Source organism: Streptomyces sp. AgN23 (genome assembly GCF_001598115.1).
GTDB lineage: Bacteria > Actinomycetota > Actinomycetes > Streptomycetales > Streptomycetaceae > Streptomyces > Streptomyces antimycoticus.
The window spans coordinates 807,684-825,850 of record NZ_CP007153.1 but is presented as its reverse complement, the minus strand read 5'-3'; the positions used below and the strand labels follow the sequence as shown (position 1 = coordinate 825,850).

The following is an 18,167-nucleotide window of genomic DNA, read 5'->3' as shown; positions in this document are numbered from 1 at the left end:
CACCCGCCGCGGCGGTGGCATCGGTCATGACGGGTCTCCCACGGGCGTGACGGGTACGGGCGGACGCCTCAAGCGTGACCGCCGCCACGCCGGTGGACAACGGACAGAGTGTCCACCCGACGACGAGGGACGGAACACGGTGGACGTTGACGGTGGCCGTCGGCTGAACCAGGGTGATGGCCAGCCGGAACACGTCACCGGCCGCTCCGGAGCCCATCCCCGTCCCCGGGCCACACCCCGCCCACCGCGCGGTTCCCCCGCCGCATGCGTCCCGACCGCGTACACCGCCGTGCGCGCCCACCGAATGCTTGACACACGATGCCCGCCACCGCCCCGCCACCCCCGGCATCGGCCCGCGCCGCAGCGCCCCTCCTCGTCCCCAGGAGAAGCAAGCATGTCCCTACCCGGAACCTCCCGAGAGCCCCTCCAGAACTCCTCGCCCACCCTGGACAACGCCCCCGTCACCGCCTTCCACCGCAGGATGGTCCTCGTCGCGATGGGCGGGCCGTTCTGCGACGGATATCTGCTCGGCATCATGGGGGTGGCGCTCAGCCTGATCACCCCGGCCCTGGCCCTGGACACGCTGTGGACCGGCCTCGTGGCGGCGTCCGTCCTCGTGGGCGTCTTCCTCGGCGGCGCGGTGTTCGGCCCGATCACCGACCGGGCGGGCCGCCATCTGATGTACGTGCTCAACCTGGCCGCGTTCGTGATCGGCTCCGCGCTGCAGTTCTTCGTCACCGAGGCGTGGCAGCTGCTGGTGCTGCGGCTGTTCATCGGCATCGCGATCGGCGCCGACTATCCGATCGCCTCGGCCCTCACCACCGAGCTGGTGCCGCGCCGGATGCGTGGCCCCGCCCTGTCCGGGCTGGTCCTGGCCTGGTGGGTCGGCTACGGGATCAGCTACTGGGCCGGGTGGCTGCTGCTGGGCACCGGCGACGACGCATGGCGCTGGATGCTCGCCTCCGGCGCGGTCCCCGCCGTGCTCTTCCTCCTCCTGCGGGCGGGCGTTCCCGAGTCGCCGCGCTGGCTGGCCTCGCGGGGACGGGTGGAGGAGGCCAGGGAGGTCGTACGCCGCCACCTCGGCCAGGAGGTCAGCGCAGAGGAACTGCTCGTCGAGTCCCGCCCGGACCGGCGCGGCGGGTCCGGCCTGGGCAATCTCGCCGAGATGTTCCGCCGCGGCTATGGGAAGCCCGCGCTGTTCTGCTCGCTGTTCTGGATCTGCCAGGTGGCGCCGGCCTTCGCGGTGCGGTCCTTCCAGCCGCAGATGCTGGAGTCCTTCGGGGTGACCGGCACCTTCGGCGCCAGCGCGCTGATCACCACGATCGCGGTCGCCGGAACGGGCCTCGGACTGCTGGTGGTCAACCGCATCGGCCGGCGGCCGCTGCTCATCGGCAGCTTCCTGTGCATCAACATCTCCCTGATCGCGCTCACCGTGCTGCCACTGCACTACGCGGCCCTGGTGGTGGCCCTCTTCGCCGCCTTCCAGTTCTTCGAAGCCGCGGGCAGTGGACTGCAGTTCGTCTATCCCAGCGAGCTGTTCCCTACCGATCTGCGGGCCACCGGTGTCGGGGTCGCCACCGCCATGAGCCGGGTGGGTTCCGCCTCCAGCACCTTCCTGCTCCCGATGGCCACCGCCGACTTCGGGGTGCGCGGCACCCTCGCCATCGGGGTGGCGATCACCCTCATCGGCCTGGTGGTCTCCGCCCTCCTCGCCCCCGAGACCAAGGACCTCGGCCTGGCCGAAGCCAGCAGCCGCGCCTGACACGCCAGCACACGTCGGCCTGACGGCCCGTCAAAACCACTGCCATCGCCCCGGAAAGGACGCGCCCATGCGCAAGCTGGTCTCCTTCGACTGCTACCGCACGCTCATCAACTTCGACACCCGTACCGCCACCCACGAGATCGTCAAGGACCGGCTCGCCGAGCTGGGCGTCGACCCCGAGCAGTTCCACCACGACGCGTATGTGATGCGCTTCCAGGGCGTCCTGGACGCATACCTGCCCTACCGGGAAATCGTCCGCCGCACCCTGCGCAATGTCATGACGCTGCACGGCCTGGAGTACCGGGACGAGGACGGCGAGGCGCTGATCGAGGCCATCAAGAAGTTCACCCCCTTCCGCGAGGTCCCCGACGCGCTGCGGCGCCTCAAGGGCGAATACGACATCGCGATCCTCTCCAACAGCGAGGACGACCTGATCGCCTACGCCGTCGAGGCGCTGGGCGTGGACTTCGACCATGTGCTCACCGCCGAGCAGGCCGGCGCCTACAAGCCGCTGCCGCAGGCGTTCGAGTACCTCATGAAGGCCACCGGCCGCGGCCCCGGGGACATCATCCACACCGCCCAGGGCTGGGAGTACGACATCATGCCGACCAAGCGTTACGCGGGCATGCGGCGGATCTGGGTGAACCGCTACGGCTTCCCCGGCTCGCCCGCCTTCCAGCCGTACGAGGAGATCAAGGACCTGTCCGAGCTGCCCGGACTGCTCGGGGTCTGACCCCTGCCCCGGCCACTCCCGCCACCACCCACCCTCGCGAAGGGAATCCATGACCGCCACCACGGCCGGCCGCCCGGCGCCGGTCAACGGCCGCATCGCCCATTGGTTCGCCGAACTCCCCACCCCGCGCCCGGCGTTGCCCGGCGACCGCGACGCGGATGTGTGCGTCGTCGGCGCCGGACTGACCGGGCTGTGGACCGCGTACTACCTCAAACACGCCGACCCCGGGCTCCGGATCACCGTCCTGGAGGCCGAGTTCGCCGGATTCGGTGCCTCCGGCCGCAACGGCGGCTGGGCCTCCGGACTGATCCCCGGCGCCCGCGACCGGATGGCCAGGGCGTATGGCAGGCCCGCGGTCCTGGACTGGCAGCGGGCCATGAACGAGGCGGTGGACGAGGTGATCGACGCCGCCGCCCGCGAGGGGATCGACGCCGGCATCGTCAAAGGCGGCACCCTGCGCGTCGCCCGCACCCCCGCCCAGGCCACCCGGCTGCGCCACAAGGTCGAACAGGACCATGAGTGGGGGGTGGCCGACTCGGTGCTGCTCACCCCCGCCGAATCCGCGGGGCGCATCCGCGTCGACGGGGTCACGGCCGCCGCCTTCACCCCCCACTGCGCCCGGCTGCAGCCGGCCGCCCTGGTCCGCGGCCTCGCCGACACCGTCGAACGGCTCGGTGTCACCATCCACGAGAAGTCCCCGGTCACCGCCATCGAACCGGGCCGTGCGATCACCGCGCACGGCACCGTCCGGGCTCCCGTCGTCCTCCGGGCCACCGAGGGGTTCACCGCGTCCCTCAAGGGGCTGCGGCGGGCCTGGCTGCCCATGAACAGCTCCATGATCGTCACCGAGCCGTTGCCCGCCCGGATCTGGCGGGAGATCGGATGGGAGGGCCGGGAAACTCTCGGGGACACCGCCCACGGCCATATGTACGCCCAGCGCACCGCGGACGACCGGATCGCGATCGGCGGCCGCGGGGTGCCCTACCGCTTCGGCTCGCGCACCGACCACCGGGGGCGGGTCGGCGAGCGTACGATCGGCGAGCTCGTCCGGACCCTGGAGCGGATGCTGCCGCAGACGGCCGGGGCCCGGGTGGACCACGCCTGGTGCGGGGTGCTGGCCGTGCCCCGCGACTGGTCCGCCACGGTCGGCCTGGACCGGTCCACCGGGCTCGGCTGGGCCGGCGGATACGTCGGCCACGGAGTCACCTCCACCAATCTGGCCGCCCGCACCCTCACCGATCTGGTCCTGGAGCGCGACACCCGGCTCACCCGGCTGCCGTGGACCGGCCATGCCCCGGGCACCTGGGAGCCCGAGCCGTTCCGCTGGCTGGGGGTGCGCGGCCTGTATCTCGCCTACCGCCTCGCCGACCGCCATGAGGCGGGCGGACGGGTCCGTACCTCACCCATCGCCACCATCGCCGACCTCATCGCACGCCGTCCGTGAGGCCGTCCGCCGCCGCGTCCGGGCCCCGTTCGACGGCCCTGGGCGCGGTGGACCGGCTCTGCGATGATGAGCGGTATCCGGAGGGAGCCCGTCCAGATGCCGTTGCTCACGGTTGCCGAGGTCCTGCGCCTTCCCGTCATCGTCGCGGGACTTCCCCGTGTCATGGCCGGCGAGGGGCAGCTGGCCCGTGCGGTCCGCTGGGTGCATGTCACCGAGCTGCTCGACCCCGCCTCGTTCCTCGAGGGCGGAGAACTCGTACTGACCACCGGCATGCCCCAGCCCAACGACCCCAGCCGGCTGCGCGGCTATGCGGACCAGCTGGCCGACATCGGCGCCGCGGGGCTCGTGGTGGAGCTCGGCCGCCGCTACCAGCAGGTGCCACCGGACCTGGTGGCCGCCTGCCGCGCACGGGACCTACCGCTGATCGTCCTGTCCCGCGGCATCCGCTTCATCGAGGTGACCCAGACCGTCCACGCGCTGATCCTGGACGCGCAGGGCGAGCTGCTGCGCCGCTCCCAGCAGGTCCATGAGATCTTCACCGGACTGACGCTGCGCAACGCGGAGCCGAAGGAGCTGGTCCGCGCCGCCGCCGATCTGATGGGCCGCCCGGTGGTCCTGGAGAACCTGCTGCACCACGCGGTGGTCTCCTGTACGGCCGGTGGCACGGCCGGCAAAGTCCTGGAGGCGTGGCCGCGCCGCTCCCGCGCCACGCCGACCCCCGACACCGCGGGGGCCAGCGGCCCCGAGGACTGGCTGGTGGCCCCCGTCGAGCACAACGGCAGGCGCTGGGGGCGGCTGGTGGCGCTGCCGGACGCGGCCGCCCCCGCGGCCGATCCGGAACACACCATGATCCTCAGGCGCGCCGCCACCGCCCTCACCCTGGCCCGGCTCACCGGCCACACCCAGTGGGACCGCCAGGCCCACACCTGCGCGCTGCTGGAACTGCTGCGCTGGAGCTACCGAGGCCGCACCGAGGCGCGTATCCGCATCGAGGCCCTCGGCATACCCGTCATCGGCCACCGCCTCATCGCCCTCGCCATCGGCCACCACGGCGCCACCGCCGACGAGACGGGCCTGGACGACCGGCTCGCCGACACGTTGCGGGACTCCGGCATCCGGGCCCTGGTGGGGCGGCTCTCCCCGGACCGGACCGGGGTGCTGCTCGCACTGGCCCGGGCCAGCGCCTGGCAGCCGGCGGTGGAGCGGGTCAGCCGGCTCACCGAGGAAACACTGGGCGAGCCGGGGGTGGTGGCGGTCGGTCCGGGAGTGACGGAGATCGACCAGGTGGCGCGGGCGTTTCGGGAGGCCGAGGAGGTCGTGGACGCCATCGGCCCCGGCACCCCGCACCGGCCGTTCCATGTGCCCTCCGACGTCGGACTGCCCGAGCTGCTGTACGCGCTCCGCGACGACATCCGCGTACAGAAATACGTCGAGCACCAGCTGGGCAGGCTGATCGAGTACGACGAGCGGCATGCGGGCGATCTGCTGAGCACGCTGCGCCACTACCTCGCGGCCGGCAACAAGTCCATCGCCGCCAAACAGATCGGCCTCTCCCGCCAGGCGTTCTACCAGCGGCTGCACACCATCGAACGGCTGCTCGGCCGCGACCTGGAGTCCGGTGTGCAGCGCACTCAGCTCCATGTCGCCGTCACCGCCCTGGACACGCTGACGGCGGCCGACGCGGGAGGATCGGACGCATGACATCCGAGACCGGCTATCTGCTGGACAACCGGCAACGCGAGGCCGGGCGGCGCTTCGACGCGCTGGCCGAGCTCTTCGACCCGTGGACCCTCGACCACCTCGACCGGCTCGGCCTGGCCGCCGGTTGGCGCTGCTGGGAGGCGGGAGCGGGCGGCCCCTCGGTGCCCACCGCCCTCGCGGAGCGGACCGGGCCCAGCGGACAGGTGCTGGTGACCGACATCGACACCTCCTGGCTGACGGAGCTGTCCGGCCCGGCCGCCGCCCCGATCGAGGTGCGGCGCCATGACGTGGCCCGCGATCAGCCACCGGGTGACGGCTTCGACCTCGTCCACGCCCGGCTGGTGCTGGTGCATCTGCCCGACCGGGCCGAGGCGCTGCGGCGGATGGCCGAGGCGGTGCGGCCGGGTGGCTGGCTGGTGGTGGAGGACGCCGACCCGGCGCTCCAGCCCCTCGCCTGCCCCGATGAGCGCGGTCCGGCCGAGGAACTGGCCAACCGGATCCGCCGCGGGTTCCGCGCGCTGCTCGCCGAGCGCGGTGTGGACCTCGCCTTCGGCCGCACCCTGCCCGCCCTGCTGCGTGGCGCCGGGCTGCACGACGTGCGCGCCGAGGGCTGCTTCCCGCTGACCTCCCCGGCATGCCGGGAGCTGGAGGCGGCCACCGTGCGTCAGCTGCGCGAGCGGCTGGTGGCGGGCGCTGCGGCCACCGAGGAGGAGATCGAGCGCCATCTGGACCATCTGCGCGGTGAGGCGATGGACGTCACCACCGCCCCGCTCATCACCTGCTGGGGCCGGCGCCCCCGCTGAGCGGGTGGCAGGGCCGGGGCCCTCAGTCGAGCAGACCGAGCTGTCCCGCGGCCCGGATCGCCAGCCACACCTCGGCGAACGCGCCGGTGCTGGACAGATCGCGGCCGGTCAGCTCGCTGAAGCGGCGCAGCCGGTAGGCGAGCGTATTGGGGTGCACATGGAGCGCCGCGGCCGCCTCGTCCGTACGGCGGTCGCGCTCCATCCAGGTGCGAACCGACGGCAGCAGCCGTGAGCCATGGCCCGCGTCGTAGCGCTGCGCCTCGCCCAGCACATGCTCGACCAGGTCGGTGAGGGCTGCCGGGTCGTCGGGCAGCCAGCGGCCGGTGACATCGTCGCCGTACCGTACGAGGGCCCGGCCGGAGGCGACGGCGTGGGAGGCGGCCCACAGCGCCTCGCGCTGGGCGATCCGCAGCGGTGTGCCCGGGCTGAACGGGCGGCTCATCCCGGCGGCCACGCCGGGCAGCGACTCGACCGCGTCGCCCAGGCCGGGCGAGCCGAGCAGATAGCGGTCCTCGCCGCGCTTGAGCAGCAGACACGGCTGATCCTCCAGCGCCCGCAGCACGGCGTCCTCGGTGACGCCCCGGACCACCGCCAGTACGGTCTCTCCCTCGATGGAGTGGCGCAGCAGATGGCGCCGCGCCACGGCGGGTTCGAGCGCGCCCTGCAGCAGCTCGGCGAGGATCTCCGCGCCCTCGCGGCGCAGCGTCTCCCGTTCGGTGCGGACCATGGCCACCTGGAGGGCGGCCACCGTGGCGATGTGCTGCACCACCGCGAGCCCCGCCGGGCGGGCACCCTCCCGTTCGAAGGCGATGAGGAAACCCGCCGGGCCACCGGGGGAGGGGACCGGGAGGGCGAAGCCGCCGGGGATGGTCGGCGGGGCGTCCGCCGAGCCGGGGATCACCGAGGTGTCGGGCGCGGGTACACCGGGCAGCAGCGGCCGGCCCTGGGGGGTGCACAGATAGATGTCGTAACCGGACAGCTTCTCCAGCCGGCTGAAGAGCGTCGCGGTGTCCAGATTCTCCGAGGTCAGCCAGCGCAGCGCGCCGAACACCTGGAGCTGGGCGCCCAGCCGGTGGCGGGCGTCCTCCTGGACGGCGGCGGCCACTTCCTGCGCCACCGCCATGAACGGCACGGCCAGCGGGATCTCCAGGACCGGCATGCCCCGCTCCTCGGCGGCGTCGAAGAACGCCCGGCGCAGCGGGGGCATCCGCAGCTGGGCGGAGACGGCCAGGGCGGCCACCCCGGCGTCGTCGAGCCGCTCCAGATAGCCGCGCTGTCCGGCCGCCGAACGGGGCATCGCTATCCCCGTCGTCATGATCATTTCGGAGCCGAGCAGCCAGGGCGTGGGGTCGTCCAGCTCGCTCACATGGGCCCACGACACCGAGCGGTGCAGCCCGGCGCCACCCGCGATCAGACGTAGCTGGAGGGCCGGATACGACAGCAGATCGTCGACCGTCACACCCTGCTCTTTGTTGTTCACCACAAATTGAGCCTAACTCTTTGTCTCAGCAACGATTGTCGCGCGGTTCCTCCGCTGTGCAGACTCGCCCGACCGGACCCCACCGGCGCACGTGAAGAAGGGACTGCGAGAACCATGACCGAACCCCGAGGACCCGTCGACTCCTCCCGGGTCCCGCGCTTCGCCGGCCCGGCCACCTTCGCCAGGCTGCCCCGCCTCGACGAGGTGTCCGGCGCCGACGTGGCCGTGGTGGGCGTCCCGTTCGACGGCGGTGTCTCCTACCGTCCCGGCGCCCGCTTCGGGCCCGCCGCGGTGCGCGAGGCCAGCCGGCTGCTGCGCCCCTACCACCCGGGCCTCGATGTGTCGCCGTTCGCCTCCCAGCAGGTGGCCGACGCCGGTGACATCGCCGTCAACCCCTTCGACATCGGCGAGGCCATCGAGACCATCCAGGACGCGGCGAACGGCTTGCAGGCCGACGGCACCCGCCTGGTCACCATCGGCGGCGACCACACCATCGCGCTCCCGCTGCTGCGCGCCGCCGCACAGCGGCACGGCCCGGTGGCGGTGCTCCACTTCGACGCGCACCTGGACACCTGGGACACCTACTTCGGCGCCGAGCACACCCACGGCACCCCGTTCCGCCGGGCCGTGGAGGAGGGCGTCGTCGACACCTCCGCCCTCTCGCACGTCGGCACCCGCGGCCCGCTGTACGGCAAGCAGGACCTCACCGAGGACGAGAAGCTGGGCTTCGGCATCGTCACCTCAGCCGATGTCTACCGGCGCGGCGCCGACGAGGTGGCCGACCAGCTTCGCCAGCGGATCGGCGACCGGCCGCTGTACATCTCCATCGACATCGACTGCCTCGACCCAGCCCACGCCCCCGGCACCGGCACCCCCGAGGCGGGCGGCCTGACCTCGCGCGAACTCCTGGAGATCCTGCGCGGACTGGCCGGCTGCCGACTGGTCGGCGCCGATGTGGTCGAGGTGGCGCCCGCCTACGACCACGCCGAGATCACCTCGGTCGCGGCCTCCCATGTGGCCTACGACCTGATCAGCCTGCTCGCACTCCAAGGGAAGCGGGAGACGACGGATGAGTGATTCCCCGGCACTGACCGAGGTCGAGAGCTACGGAGTCGAGCGCATCCCCGACGCGGACCGCAGCGCGACCCCCTTCGACCTGTTCCGCGTCGCGTTCGGCGGCGCCAACACCTTCGCCACCTGTGTGCTCGGCGCCTTTCCGATCCTCTTCGGGCTCTCCTTCTGGCAGGGCCTGGCGGCCACCCTGCTCGGCGTGGTGGGCGGCTCCCTGATCCTCGCCCCGCTCGCGGTGTTCGGCCCCTGCAACGGCACCAACAACGCGGTCTCCTCCTCGGCACACCTGGGGGTGCACGGGCGGATCGTCGGCTCGTTCCTGTCGCTGCTCACCGCCATCGCGTTCTTCTCCATCTCGGTGTGGTCCTCCGGAGACGCCCTGGTCGGCGGCGCCCACCGGCTGATGGGCGTGGAGCAGAACGACGGCGTGTTCGCCCTCGCGTACGGCATCTTCGGGCTGCTGGTGCTGACGGTGTGCGTGTACGGCTTCCGGTTCATGCTCTTCGTCAACAAGATCGCGGTGGTGGCGGCCTCGACGCTGTTCATCCTCGGCTTCTTCGCCTTCGTGGGGGACTTCGACCCCGGCTACCAGGGCTCGTTCCCCTCGGCGTCCACGGCCGGATTCTGGCCCGCGTTCATCGGCTCGGCGCTGATCGTGCTGTCCAACCCGGTGTCCTTCGGCGCCTTCCTCGGCGACTGGGCGCGCTACATCCCCGCCGACACCCCGCGCCGGAAGGTCGTCACGGCGGCGTTCGCCTCGCAGATCGCCACCGTCCTGCCGTTCTTCTTCGGCCTGGCCACCGCCTCGATCATCGCCAAGAAGGCCGCGCCGTACATGGACCCGGCCGCGCCGAACTACGTCGGCGGACTGCTGGCCATCTCGCCCGGCTGGTACTTCCTGCCGGTGTGCCTGCTGGCGCTCATCGGCGGCCTGTCCACCGGCACCACCTCGCTTTATGGCACCGGCCTGGACTTCTCCAGCGTGTTCACCCGGTTCAGCCGGGTGCAGGCCACGCTGTTCGTCGGGGTGCTCTCGATCGGGTTCATCTTCCTGGGCCGGTTCGCCGCCAATCTGTCCCAGTCCATCTCCACCTTCGCCACGCTGATCATCACCTGCACCGCCCCGTGGATGATCATCATGGTGCTCGGCTATGTGACCCGGCGCGGCTGGTACGACCCCGATTCGCTCCAGGTGTTCAACCGGCGCCAGCGCGGCGGCCGATACTGGTTCCACTACGGCTGGAACTGGCGTGGCATGGGCGCCTGGCTGACCGCGGCGGTGCTCGCCCTGATGTTCGTCAACGTCCCCGGCCAGTTCGTCGGGCCGCTCGGCGATCTGGCCGACGGCGCGGACATCTCGCTCCCGGTGGGCCTCGCCACCGCCTCGCTCCTCTATCTGACCATGCTGTGGATCTTCCCCGAGCCGCGCGAGGTGTACGGACCCCAGGGGCCGCGGCTGGTCCGCGCCTCGGACGCGTCCGTGCCGCCGATCACCACGGAGGCCGGCGCGCCCGTGCCCGCGGTGGCGGAAGGGGCGTGAGGCAGCCGTGCGCCTGATCGACCTCTCCGTACCCGTAGCCACGGGGATGCCGGTCTACCCCGGCGATCCGCGGGTGGCCATCGCCCCGGCGCTGAGCGCCGCCGCCGACGGGGTCAATGTGCTGCATCTGGACATGGGGTCGCAGTCCGGCACCCATGTCGACGCCCCGTTCCACATCGACGACGCGCTGCCCACCCTGGATCAGCTGCCGCTGGAGCGCTTCTGGGGCCGGGCCGTGGTGGTGGACGCCCGTGGCGCGGCGCCCCGTACCCCGCTGGGACCGTCCCTGTTCGAGGGGTCCTTGTCCGAGGGCCGGCCGCGGGCCGGAGGCATCGTGCTCGTGGCCACCGGTTGGTCGCGGCACTGGGGGCACGACGACTACCTCGCCCATCCGTATCTCACCCCGGAGGCCGCCGAACTCCTCGTGAACGCCGGGATCCGCACCGTCGGCATCGACGCGCTGAGCGTCGATGCCACCCCCGCCGACGACTTTCCCGCCCACCGGATCCTGTGCGGCGCCCACGCCGTCATCGCCGAGAACCTCACCAACCTCGCCCCCCTGCTCGACGCGCAGACGGCAGGAGAGCCCATCGAGGTCTCCCTGCTGCCGCTGCGGCTCCCCGCGGCAGACGGCGCCCCCGTGCGGGCCGTGGCCCGCGTCGGCTGAACCACCCACGCAAGGAGCACCACCCCATGAACGACGAGGTTCTGCAGGCCGCCGACGCCGTGGTGGCGGCGTTCGGCGAAGGCCGCCTCGACGACTACTTCGCGGCGTTCGCGCCGGACGCCACGTTCGTCTTCCACAACACCTCCGAACGGCTCAACTCCACCGCGGAGTACCGGGCGCTGTGGGACCGCTGGGTCGCGGAGGACGGCTTCCGCGTCCTGGCCTGTGCCTCCACCGACCGGCTGGTCCAACTCCTCGGCGACACCGCGGTGTTCACCCATCTGGTGAAGACCACGGTGAGCACCACGGCCGGTGAGGAGACCACCCGCGAGCGCGAGACCATCGTCTTCCGCCGCCAGACCCACGGCCACTGGCTGGCCGTGCACGAACATCTCTCCGCAGCACCCGGCACGATCATGGAGACGGAACGATGAGCGAGCTTCTCGTCCTGCGCAACCACATCGACGGCGCCTACACCGACGCGGCCGACGGTCGCCGCCTGGAGGTCACCGACCCCGTCACGGGCGAGGTGTACGCGTCCTCGCCCCTGTCGGGCGCCGCCGACGTCGACGCCGCGATGGCCGCCGCCGCGGCGGCCTTCCCCGTCTGGCGCGACGCCACCCCGTCCGCCCGGCAGAAGCTGCTGCTGAGGATCGCGGACGCGGTCGAGGCCCGGGCGGAGGAGATCGCGGACGCGGAGTGCCGTAACACCGGAAAGCCGCGCGCCCTCACCCTCACCGAGGAGATCGCCCCGATCGTCGACCAGATCCGGTTCTTCGCCGGTGCCGCGCGGCTGCTGGAGGGCCGGTCGGCGGGCGAGTACATGGAGGGCCTGACCTCGATCATCCGGCGCGAGCCGATCGGGGTGTGCGCGCAGGTCGCGCCGTGGAACTACCCGCTGATGATGGGCGTGTGGAAGTTCGCCCCGGCCCTCGCCGCGGGCAACACCGTCGTCCTCAAGCCATCGGACACCACCCCCGCCTCCACGGTGCTGCTCGCGGGCATCATCGGCGACATCCTGAAGGAGATGGGCCTTCCGGGCGGCATCTTCAACGTGGTGTGCGGCGACCGCGAGACCGGCCGGCTGATGGTCGAGCACCCCACCCCGGCGATGGCCGCCATCACCGGCTCGGTGCGCGCGGGCATGCAGGTCGCCGCGTCGGCCTCGAAGGACATCAAGCGGGTCCATCTGGAACTGGGCGGCAAGGCTCCGGCGGTGGTCTTCGAGGACGCCGATATCGCGGAGGCCGTGGAGGGCATCTCCCTCGCCGGATTCTTCAACGCCGGACAGGACTGCACCGCGGCCACCCGGGTGCTGGTCCACGAGTCGGTCCACGACGCGTTCGTGAGCGCGCTCGCCAAGGCCGCCGCCTCGACCAGGACGGGCGGTGGCATCGACGACGAGGAGGTGCTGTACGGGCCGTTGAACAACGCGGGCCAACTCGCCCAGGTCTCCGGCTTCATCGAGCGGCTCCCCGCCCACGCCACCGTCGAGACGGGCGGCCACCGGGTCGGCGACAAGGGCTTCTTCTACGCGCCCACCGTGGTCTCCGGGCTCAGGCAGGACGACGAGATCATCCAGAACGAGGTGTTCGGCCCGGTCATCACCGTCCAGCCCTTCCGCGACGAGGCCCAGGCCGTCGCGTACGCCAACGGTGTGGAGTACGCGCTGGCCTCGTCGGTGTGGACCAAGGACCACGCCCGCGCGATGCGGATGTCCAAGGCCCTGGACTTCGGCTGCGTCTGGATCAACACCCATATGATCCTCGCCGCCGAGATGCCGCACGGCGGCTACAAGAAGTCCGGCTACGGCAAGGACCTGTCCGCGTACGGCTTCGAGGACTACACCCGCGTCAAGCACGTCATGACGGCCCTCTAGGCCCGCCGCTCTTCCGGCCCTCAGCACCGCGCCGCACGGATCCGGCGCGGTGCTGAGGGGAAGGCGGCCGCCCGCGCCGACCACCCGTCTGTGCACGAGCCGTCGCGGAAGCCCTGTTCGGCCCGCTCGGGGCCGGCCCGACTAGCCTGGTGCGATATGAGCGAGATGACACTGCGCCGGGCCCATGTCTCCGACCACGGGACCATCGTCGAGTGCGTGCGGAGCTGGTGGGGCGACTCCCGCACCGCCGAGCAGGCGCGCGAGCTGTCGCTGCTGGTGCCCAGGCTGTTTCTGCAGTTCTTCTCCGGCACCAGCCTGGTGCTGGCGGACGGGGACGGGATCAAGGCGTTCCTCGTGGGCTTCCACGCCGCGGACAACGACGACGAGGCGTACATCCACTTCGTCGGGGTCGACCCCCAATTGCGTGGGCAGGGCGTGGGCGCCAGGCTGTACACGGCCTTCTTCCGGCGCGCCGCCGAGGCGGGCCGCCGGGAGGTGCGCGCCATCACCTCGCCCGCGAACACCGGATCCGTGGCCTTCCACCTGGCCATGGGGTTTACCGTCGAGCCGGGAGACCAAGAGGTCGGCGGCGTTCCCGTGCACAGCGACTACGACGGCCCCGGGCAGCACCGGGTCTGCTTCCACCGGCGGATCGCCGTGCAGTCGTAGCGAACGCAAGGGCTGGGCGGACGGGAGGGGTTGACGGTGGGGGAGTGGTGCCCTAAACCGATATGGGAGCGCTCCCATGGTTCGACGGCTCCCATGGCTCATGGACCGAATCTCATGGACCGAATCTCGTGGATCGAATCTCGTAGACCGCCGAAAGGAAAGCCCATGACACGCACCAGACGTCCGCTCGCCGCCCTGCTCCCCTTACTCGTGTTCCTCGCCGTCTTCGCCGTCCTCGTCCCGCTCGGCACCGGCACGGCCCGCGCCGAGTCCAACGGCGGGGTGAAGGTCATGCCGCTGGGTGACTCGATCACCGACGGGTTCAACGTTGCGGGCGGCTACCGCGTCGGCCTGTGGCAGAAGTTCACGGCGGGTCGCTACAAGGTCGACTTCGTCGGCTCGCTCTTCAACGGCCCGGCGGGGCTGGGTGATCACGACCATGAGGGGCACTCGGGCTGGACGATCAAGCAGATCGACGACAACGTCGTCAACTGGCTGCGGGCTCAGAACCCGCACACCATCCTGCTGCACATCGGCACCAACGACATCTACGGCAGCGATCCGGCCGGGGCGCCCGCCCGCCTCTCCACCCTGATCGACCACATCACCGCCCAGGCGCCGAACGCGGAACTCTTCGTCGCCACCATCACCCCGCTGGGCTTCCTGGACTCGACCGTGCGGGCCTACAACGCGGCGATCCCGGGCATCGTGCAGAGCAAGGTCAACGCGGGCAAGCGCGTCCATCTGGTTGACATGTACAAGGCATTGACGCCCGCGGATCTGGCCGACGGTGTGCATCCGAACGCCGGTGGCTACGACAAGATGGCCGACGTCTGGTGGAGGGCGCTGCTGTCGGTGCCGGGCAGCATCGGCACCCCCTCGTCCGCCCCCGCTGAGTCCACCGCAGCCGGTTCCACGGCGTACGGCAACGGGTCGGCCGCACGGGCGGCATGAGCCGCATACGGCGCATGAGCCGCCCCCTCCACCGTCACAGTCCAGGAAGGACAGTCGCATGAACCACGCCCCCGTGTCCGCGGGAACCACGCACATACCCGGACGGCGCCGAAGGACACCGAGGTCGATAGCCGCGGCGTTACTCGGCGGCGTACTGCCGCTGCTCGCCTCACTGTTCCTGCTGGCCCCGACCCCCGCGGCCGCGGCCTCGCTCACCGAGGTCACCGGCTTCGGCACCAACCCGAGCAACCTCCGCATGCACGAGTACGTGCCCAACAACGTCGCGGCACGGCCCGCCGTCCTCGTGGCGGTGCACTACTGCACGGGCTCGGGGCCCGCGTTCTACTCCGGCACCGAATTCGCCTCCCTGGCGGACCGTTACGGCTTCATCGTCATCTACCCCTCCGCCACCAGAAGCGGCGCCTGCTTCGACGTCTCCTCCCCGCAGGCCCTGCGCCACGACGGCGGCAGCGATCCGGTGGGCATCGTGTCGATGGTGCGTTACGCCCAGCAGCGCCACAACGCCGACCCCAACCGGGTCTATGTCACCGGCGCCTCATCGGGCGCCATGATGACCAACGTCCTGCTGGGCGACTACCCGGATGTGTTCAAGGCGGGCGCGGCGTTCGCGGGCGTGCCCTTCGGCTGCTTCGCCACCACCGACGGATCCGGCTGGAACAGCGCCTGCGCCAACGGCACCATCACCAAGACGCCGCAGGCGTGGGGCGACCTCGCGCGCGGGGCCTACCCCGGATACCAGGGCGCCCGGCCGAGGATGCAGCTGTGGCACGGCACCGAGGACGGCACCCTGCGCTATCCGAACTTCGGCGAGGAGATCAAGCAGTGGACCAACGTCCTCGGGGTGAGCCAGACCCCCGCCCTCACAGACCGTCCGCAGCCCACCTGGACCCGCACCCGCTACGGCGCCACGGGCAACCAGGCCCCTGTCGAGGCGATCAGCGTTCAGGGCACGGGCCACTCCCTCCCGGCCGCCGGTATGGCCGCGCGGGCCATCACCTTCTTCGGCCTGGACGCCGGCTGACCTGCTGACCGCCGGGACGATGGCGGGAAAGGCGCCAAGGGGCCGGCGAAACCGACCCCTTGGCGGCCTTCGGCGGGTGCGTGGACGTCCGGTGCCCACGGCCGCGGAGCCCCCTCCGCCCCCTCGCTCGCCGTCCCTCCGGCGGCCGCCGGTGCCCTCGCGGTCTGGAGCCCGAGCTGGTGGTATGCGGGGTCCGCACCTATGTTTTCCCTCTCGGGAAGGGGAGCGCGTGGATCGGAACATCCGCACGGTGGACGACGTCATGAGACTCCTGGACGGCCTCTTCGCACCGGAGACCGACCGCTGGACGGCCGACGGTGCCTCGTGGTGGGACGGTTTCTACGCGGACCGCTCCAAGCCCGTGCCGTTCTTCGTGGCGAAGCCCGACGAGCATCTGGTGTCGTATCTCGACCGTGGCCTGGTCACCCCGGGCCGGGCGCTCGACCTGGGGTGCGGCCCCGGCCGCAACGCCCTCCACCTCGCCTCCCGGGGCTTCACCGTGGACGCCGTCGACCTCTCGCCCACGGCCATCGCGTGGGCCGCGGAACGCGCCCGCGAGGCAGGAGCCGGGATCCGGTTCCACTGCGGCGACGCCTTCGCGCTCACCGCGGGTGAGCTTGCGGGGCCGTACGACCTGATCTGCGATTCCGGCTGTTTCCACCATCTGCCACCGCACCGCCGGGTCAGCTACCTCGCTCTCCTCGAGCGTGCCCTGGCCCCCGGTGGCCATCTCGCCCTCAGCTGCTTCGCGGCGGGCGCGATGGGCTCCGAACTCCCCGACGCGGCCTTCTACCGCCAGGCCGCGCTCCACGGTGGCCTCGCCTACACACCCGAGTCCCTGCGCTGGATCTTCTCCGAGCTGACCGAGATCGAGCTGCGCCGCATGCACGACGAACCGTCCGACTCCCCGCTCTTCGGGGAGCCGTTTCTGTGGGCGGCCCTCTTCCGCCGTGTCACGGAGCGCCGTGGTCTGAGGGCGCATTCGGCACGTCCGGCGGCGCGATGCCAGAGTCCCCAGCGGCCCCAGCCACCCCCGTGACTCCCGCGAACCCCGCGGCCATCGCGTCCTCCGCGGTCTCGGCGGGGGGATGCGGGGGCGGGGGAGCGGGGAACAGGGGCGGGTTTGGCTGCCGCGGCTCCGCGTGCGATGGCGTCGTCGATCCCACCGAGGGCAGACCCCTGACCGGTCCCGCCGTGACATAGGCCGTCCCGCCCCGCCCCAGGAGCCCGTCGGCGATCACGGTCCGGGGATCCTCGTCCATCCGGATCAGGTCGCCGTACACCCCGGCGCACGACGGGCAGCTGGACAGATGGCGGTCCAGGTCGTCGCAGCGCCGGGGGTTGTCCGGCCGCACCGCACCGTCTCGACGAGGCCCCGGAACCCCTGACAGGTCTGCTCGCCACCACGCTCCAGATGGGTCCGCGGCCACGCCTCGCGCAGGGCGCCCCGCGCCGTCTCCCGGAGCGTGGGGACGGTGTGCGGCGCCAGCCCCGCGAAGGTGGCCACCGCCGTGTCGCGATCCTCGTCCACCATGCTGTACCACAGCACATCACGGGTGCGCGCCGAGAGGCTGAGGAATCCACCGAGCATGGCCGAACGCTCCCGCGGCCTCCGGCGTCCGGCCTCGCCATCCGCGGTGATCGCGCTGGACCCCGCCTTCCCTCTCCGTTGTCACACCCCCGCGCTACCTTGCCGCCATGACGGAATTCGTACTGGTGGCGGGTGCGTGGCTGGGGTCGTGGGCATGGGACGGGGTGGTGCCGGAGCTGCGCGCTGCCGGACACGGCGTCCATGCCCTCACGCTGTCCGGACTCGCCGAGAAGCAGGGTGTGCAGGCCGGGCAGCAGACCCACGTCCAGGACATCGTCGGCGAGGTCGAGCGCCTCGATCTGCGTGATGTGGTCCTGGTGGGGCACAGCTATGCGGGCATCCCGGTCGGTCAGGCCGCCGAGCGCATCGGCGACCGGCTGGCCCATGTGGTGTTCGTGGACTCCAACGTTCCGGAGGACGGTGGGTCGTTCCTGTCGGCCTGGCCCGGTGGGCGGTCCACGGTGGAGGCGTCGATGGCCGCGAACGGCGGCTTCTGGGCGCCCCTGACCGAGTCCGACTGCCACGGCCAGGGGCTCACCGAGGAGCAGATCGGGCGGCTCGTGGGCGGCGCCACGCCGCATCCCGGCGCCACGCTGTCCGAGCCGGCCGTCCTGGCCCGCCCGCTCGGCGGGCTGCCGGCCACGTACGTCAAGTGTCTGCTCGACGGCGCCCAGCCGACGGACGACGTGGCCGAGCTGCTGAAGAGCGAGCACTGGCGGCTGGTCGAGATGGACACCGGCCATTGGCCGATGTTCTCCCAGCCGCGCGAGCTGGCCCGGATACTGCTGCGGTGCGCTGGGGCATCGTGACGCCGCACGACGCCTGACCGGG

Annotated in this window: 17 protein-coding genes; 15 read left to right on the top strand and 2 right to left on the bottom strand. The window is 71.8% G+C overall.

The genetic code is table 11. From position 1 onward, the window contains the following. Positions 1 to 394: 394 nt before the first annotated feature. The 5 genes from AS97_RS03715 (at position 395) to AS97_RS03695 (ending at position 6,443) form a co-directional block, all read left to right on the top strand. Entirely contained in the window at positions 395 to 1,762 is a 1,368-nt protein-coding gene (locus tag AS97_RS03715) for an MFS transporter (RefSeq protein WP_125761415.1), read from the top strand. Between the two features lie 67 nt (positions 1,763 to 1,829). Beyond that, on the top strand, positions 1,830 to 2,495 hold the full coding sequence (locus tag AS97_RS03710) for an HAD-IA family hydrolase (protein ID WP_059142654.1): 666 nt from the start codon (positions 1,830 to 1,832) through the stop codon (positions 2,493 to 2,495). Between the two features lie 49 nt (positions 2,496 to 2,544). Next, positions 2,545 to 3,939, top strand: a complete 1,395-nt coding sequence (locus AS97_RS03705; protein ID WP_210564331.1) for an FAD-dependent oxidoreductase — start codon at positions 2,545 to 2,547, stop codon at positions 3,937 to 3,939. A 96-nt stretch (positions 3,940 to 4,035) separates the two neighbouring features. Next, positions 4,036 to 5,640: a PucR family transcriptional regulator ligand-binding domain-containing protein gene (locus AS97_RS03700; RefSeq protein ID WP_086709764.1), complete on the top strand. Its 1,605-nt coding sequence runs from the start codon at positions 4,036 to 4,038 to the stop codon at positions 5,638 to 5,640. Continuing rightward, positions 5,637 to 6,443, top strand: a complete 807-nt coding sequence (locus AS97_RS03695; protein ID WP_210564330.1) for a methyltransferase — start codon at positions 5,637 to 5,639, stop codon at positions 6,441 to 6,443. Before AS97_RS03700 ends, AS97_RS03695 begins: the two co-directional genes overlap by 4 nt. A gap of 22 nt (positions 6,444 to 6,465) precedes the next feature. Here the strand turns inward: AS97_RS03695 and AS97_RS03690 are convergent, their stop codons facing one another. Further along, positions 6,466 to 7,926 carry a PucR family transcriptional regulator gene (locus AS97_RS03690; protein WP_086709762.1) on the bottom strand — a complete coding sequence of 487 codons (1,461 nt, stop codon included), beginning with the start codon at positions 7,924 to 7,926 and terminating at the stop codon, positions 6,466 to 6,468. Between the two features lie 111 nt (positions 7,927 to 8,037). On the opposite strand from AS97_RS03690, the gene speB reads away from it, so the two are divergent. From speB to AS97_RS03645, 9 genes are all read left to right on the top strand, one after another. Further along, positions 8,038 to 9,000: an agmatinase gene (gene speB / locus AS97_RS03685; protein WP_059142658.1), complete on the top strand. Its 963-nt coding sequence runs from the start codon at positions 8,038 to 8,040 to the stop codon at positions 8,998 to 9,000. Next, entirely contained in the window at positions 8,993 to 10,534 is a 1,542-nt protein-coding gene (locus AS97_RS03680; protein WP_210564329.1) for a cytosine permease, read from the top strand. The genes speB and AS97_RS03680 overlap by 8 nt, the downstream gene beginning before the upstream one ends. A gap of 7 nt (positions 10,535 to 10,541) precedes the next feature. Beyond that, entirely contained in the window at positions 10,542 to 11,201 is a 660-nt protein-coding gene (locus AS97_RS03675) for a cyclase family protein (RefSeq protein WP_210564328.1), read from the top strand. A 26-nt stretch (positions 11,202 to 11,227) separates the two neighbouring features. Beyond that, a complete protein-coding gene (locus AS97_RS03670; RefSeq protein ID WP_086709759.1) occupies positions 11,228 to 11,635 on the top strand; it encodes a nuclear transport factor 2 family protein in 408 nt (135 codons plus the stop codon). After that, on the top strand, positions 11,632 to 13,080 hold the full coding sequence (locus tag AS97_RS03665) for a gamma-aminobutyraldehyde dehydrogenase (protein ID WP_210564327.1): 1,449 nt from the start codon (positions 11,632 to 11,634) through the stop codon (positions 13,078 to 13,080). Before AS97_RS03670 ends, AS97_RS03665 begins: the two co-directional genes overlap by 4 nt. A 156-nt stretch (positions 13,081 to 13,236) precedes the next feature. Then, complete coding sequence (locus tag AS97_RS03660) at positions 13,237 to 13,749, top strand: GNAT family N-acetyltransferase (RefSeq protein ID WP_125761016.1); 513 nt, start codon at positions 13,237 to 13,239, stop codon at positions 13,747 to 13,749. Between the two features lie 165 nt (positions 13,750 to 13,914). Continuing rightward, entirely contained in the window at positions 13,915 to 14,703 is a 789-nt protein-coding gene (locus tag AS97_RS03655) for an SGNH/GDSL hydrolase family protein (RefSeq protein WP_107119176.1), read from the top strand. Positions 14,704 to 14,761: 58 nt separating this feature from the next. After that, the gene (locus AS97_RS03650; protein ID WP_059142663.1) at positions 14,762 to 15,745 is read left to right on the top strand and encodes a PHB depolymerase family esterase; all 984 of its coding nucleotides are present in this window, start codon (positions 14,762 to 14,764) and stop codon (positions 15,743 to 15,745) included. Between the two features lie 229 nt (positions 15,746 to 15,974). Then, positions 15,975 to 16,784, top strand: a complete 810-nt coding sequence (locus AS97_RS03645) for a class I SAM-dependent methyltransferase (protein WP_247204219.1) — start codon at positions 15,975 to 15,977, stop codon at positions 16,782 to 16,784. A 228-nt stretch (positions 16,785 to 17,012) separates the two neighbouring features. Here AS97_RS03645 and AS97_RS03640 read toward each other — a convergent pair whose 3' ends face one another. After that, positions 17,013 to 17,336, bottom strand: a complete 324-nt coding sequence (locus AS97_RS03640; RefSeq protein WP_125760145.1) for a hypothetical protein — start codon at positions 17,334 to 17,336, stop codon at positions 17,013 to 17,015. Positions 17,337 to 17,443: 107 nt separating this feature from the next. Between AS97_RS03640 and AS97_RS03635 the strand changes: the two genes are divergently transcribed. After that, entirely contained in the window at positions 17,444 to 18,145 is a 702-nt protein-coding gene (locus AS97_RS03635; RefSeq protein WP_125760146.1) for an alpha/beta hydrolase, read from the top strand. Positions 18,146 to 18,167 lie beyond the last annotated feature (22 nt).

Coding starts and splice junctions, on each gene's coding strand:
- AS97_RS03715 (WP_125761415.1), top strand. CDS start 395: ATGTCCCTACCCGGAACCTCCCGAGAGCCCCTCCAGAACTCCTCGCCC.
- AS97_RS03710 (WP_059142654.1), top strand. CDS start 1,830: ATGCGCAAGCTGGTCTCCTTCGACTGCTACCGCACGCTCATCAACTTC.
- AS97_RS03705 (WP_210564331.1), top strand. CDS start 2,545: ATGACCGCCACCACGGCCGGCCGCCCGGCGCCGGTCAACGGCCGCATC.
- AS97_RS03700 (WP_086709764.1), top strand. CDS start 4,036: ATGCCGTTGCTCACGGTTGCCGAGGTCCTGCGCCTTCCCGTCATCGTC.
- AS97_RS03695 (WP_210564330.1), top strand. CDS start 5,637: ATGACATCCGAGACCGGCTATCTGCTGGACAACCGGCAACGCGAGGCC.
- speB (WP_059142658.1), top strand. CDS start 8,038: ATGACCGAACCCCGAGGACCCGTCGACTCCTCCCGGGTCCCGCGCTTC.
- AS97_RS03680 (WP_210564329.1), top strand. CDS start 8,993: ATGAGTGATTCCCCGGCACTGACCGAGGTCGAGAGCTACGGAGTCGAG.
- AS97_RS03670 (WP_086709759.1), top strand. CDS start 11,228: ATGAACGACGAGGTTCTGCAGGCCGCCGACGCCGTGGTGGCGGCGTTC.
- AS97_RS03665 (WP_210564327.1), top strand. CDS start 11,632: ATGAGCGAGCTTCTCGTCCTGCGCAACCACATCGACGGCGCCTACACC.
- AS97_RS03660 (WP_125761016.1), top strand. CDS start 13,237: ATGAGCGAGATGACACTGCGCCGGGCCCATGTCTCCGACCACGGGACC.
- AS97_RS03655 (WP_107119176.1), top strand. CDS start 13,915: ATGACACGCACCAGACGTCCGCTCGCCGCCCTGCTCCCCTTACTCGTG.
- AS97_RS03650 (WP_059142663.1), top strand. CDS start 14,762: ATGAACCACGCCCCCGTGTCCGCGGGAACCACGCACATACCCGGACGG.
- AS97_RS03640 (WP_125760145.1), bottom strand. CDS start 17,336: ATGCTCGGTGGATTCCTCAGCCTCTCGGCGCGCACCCGTGATGTGCTG.
- AS97_RS03635 (WP_125760146.1), top strand. CDS start 17,444: ATGACGGAATTCGTACTGGTGGCGGGTGCGTGGCTGGGGTCGTGGGCA.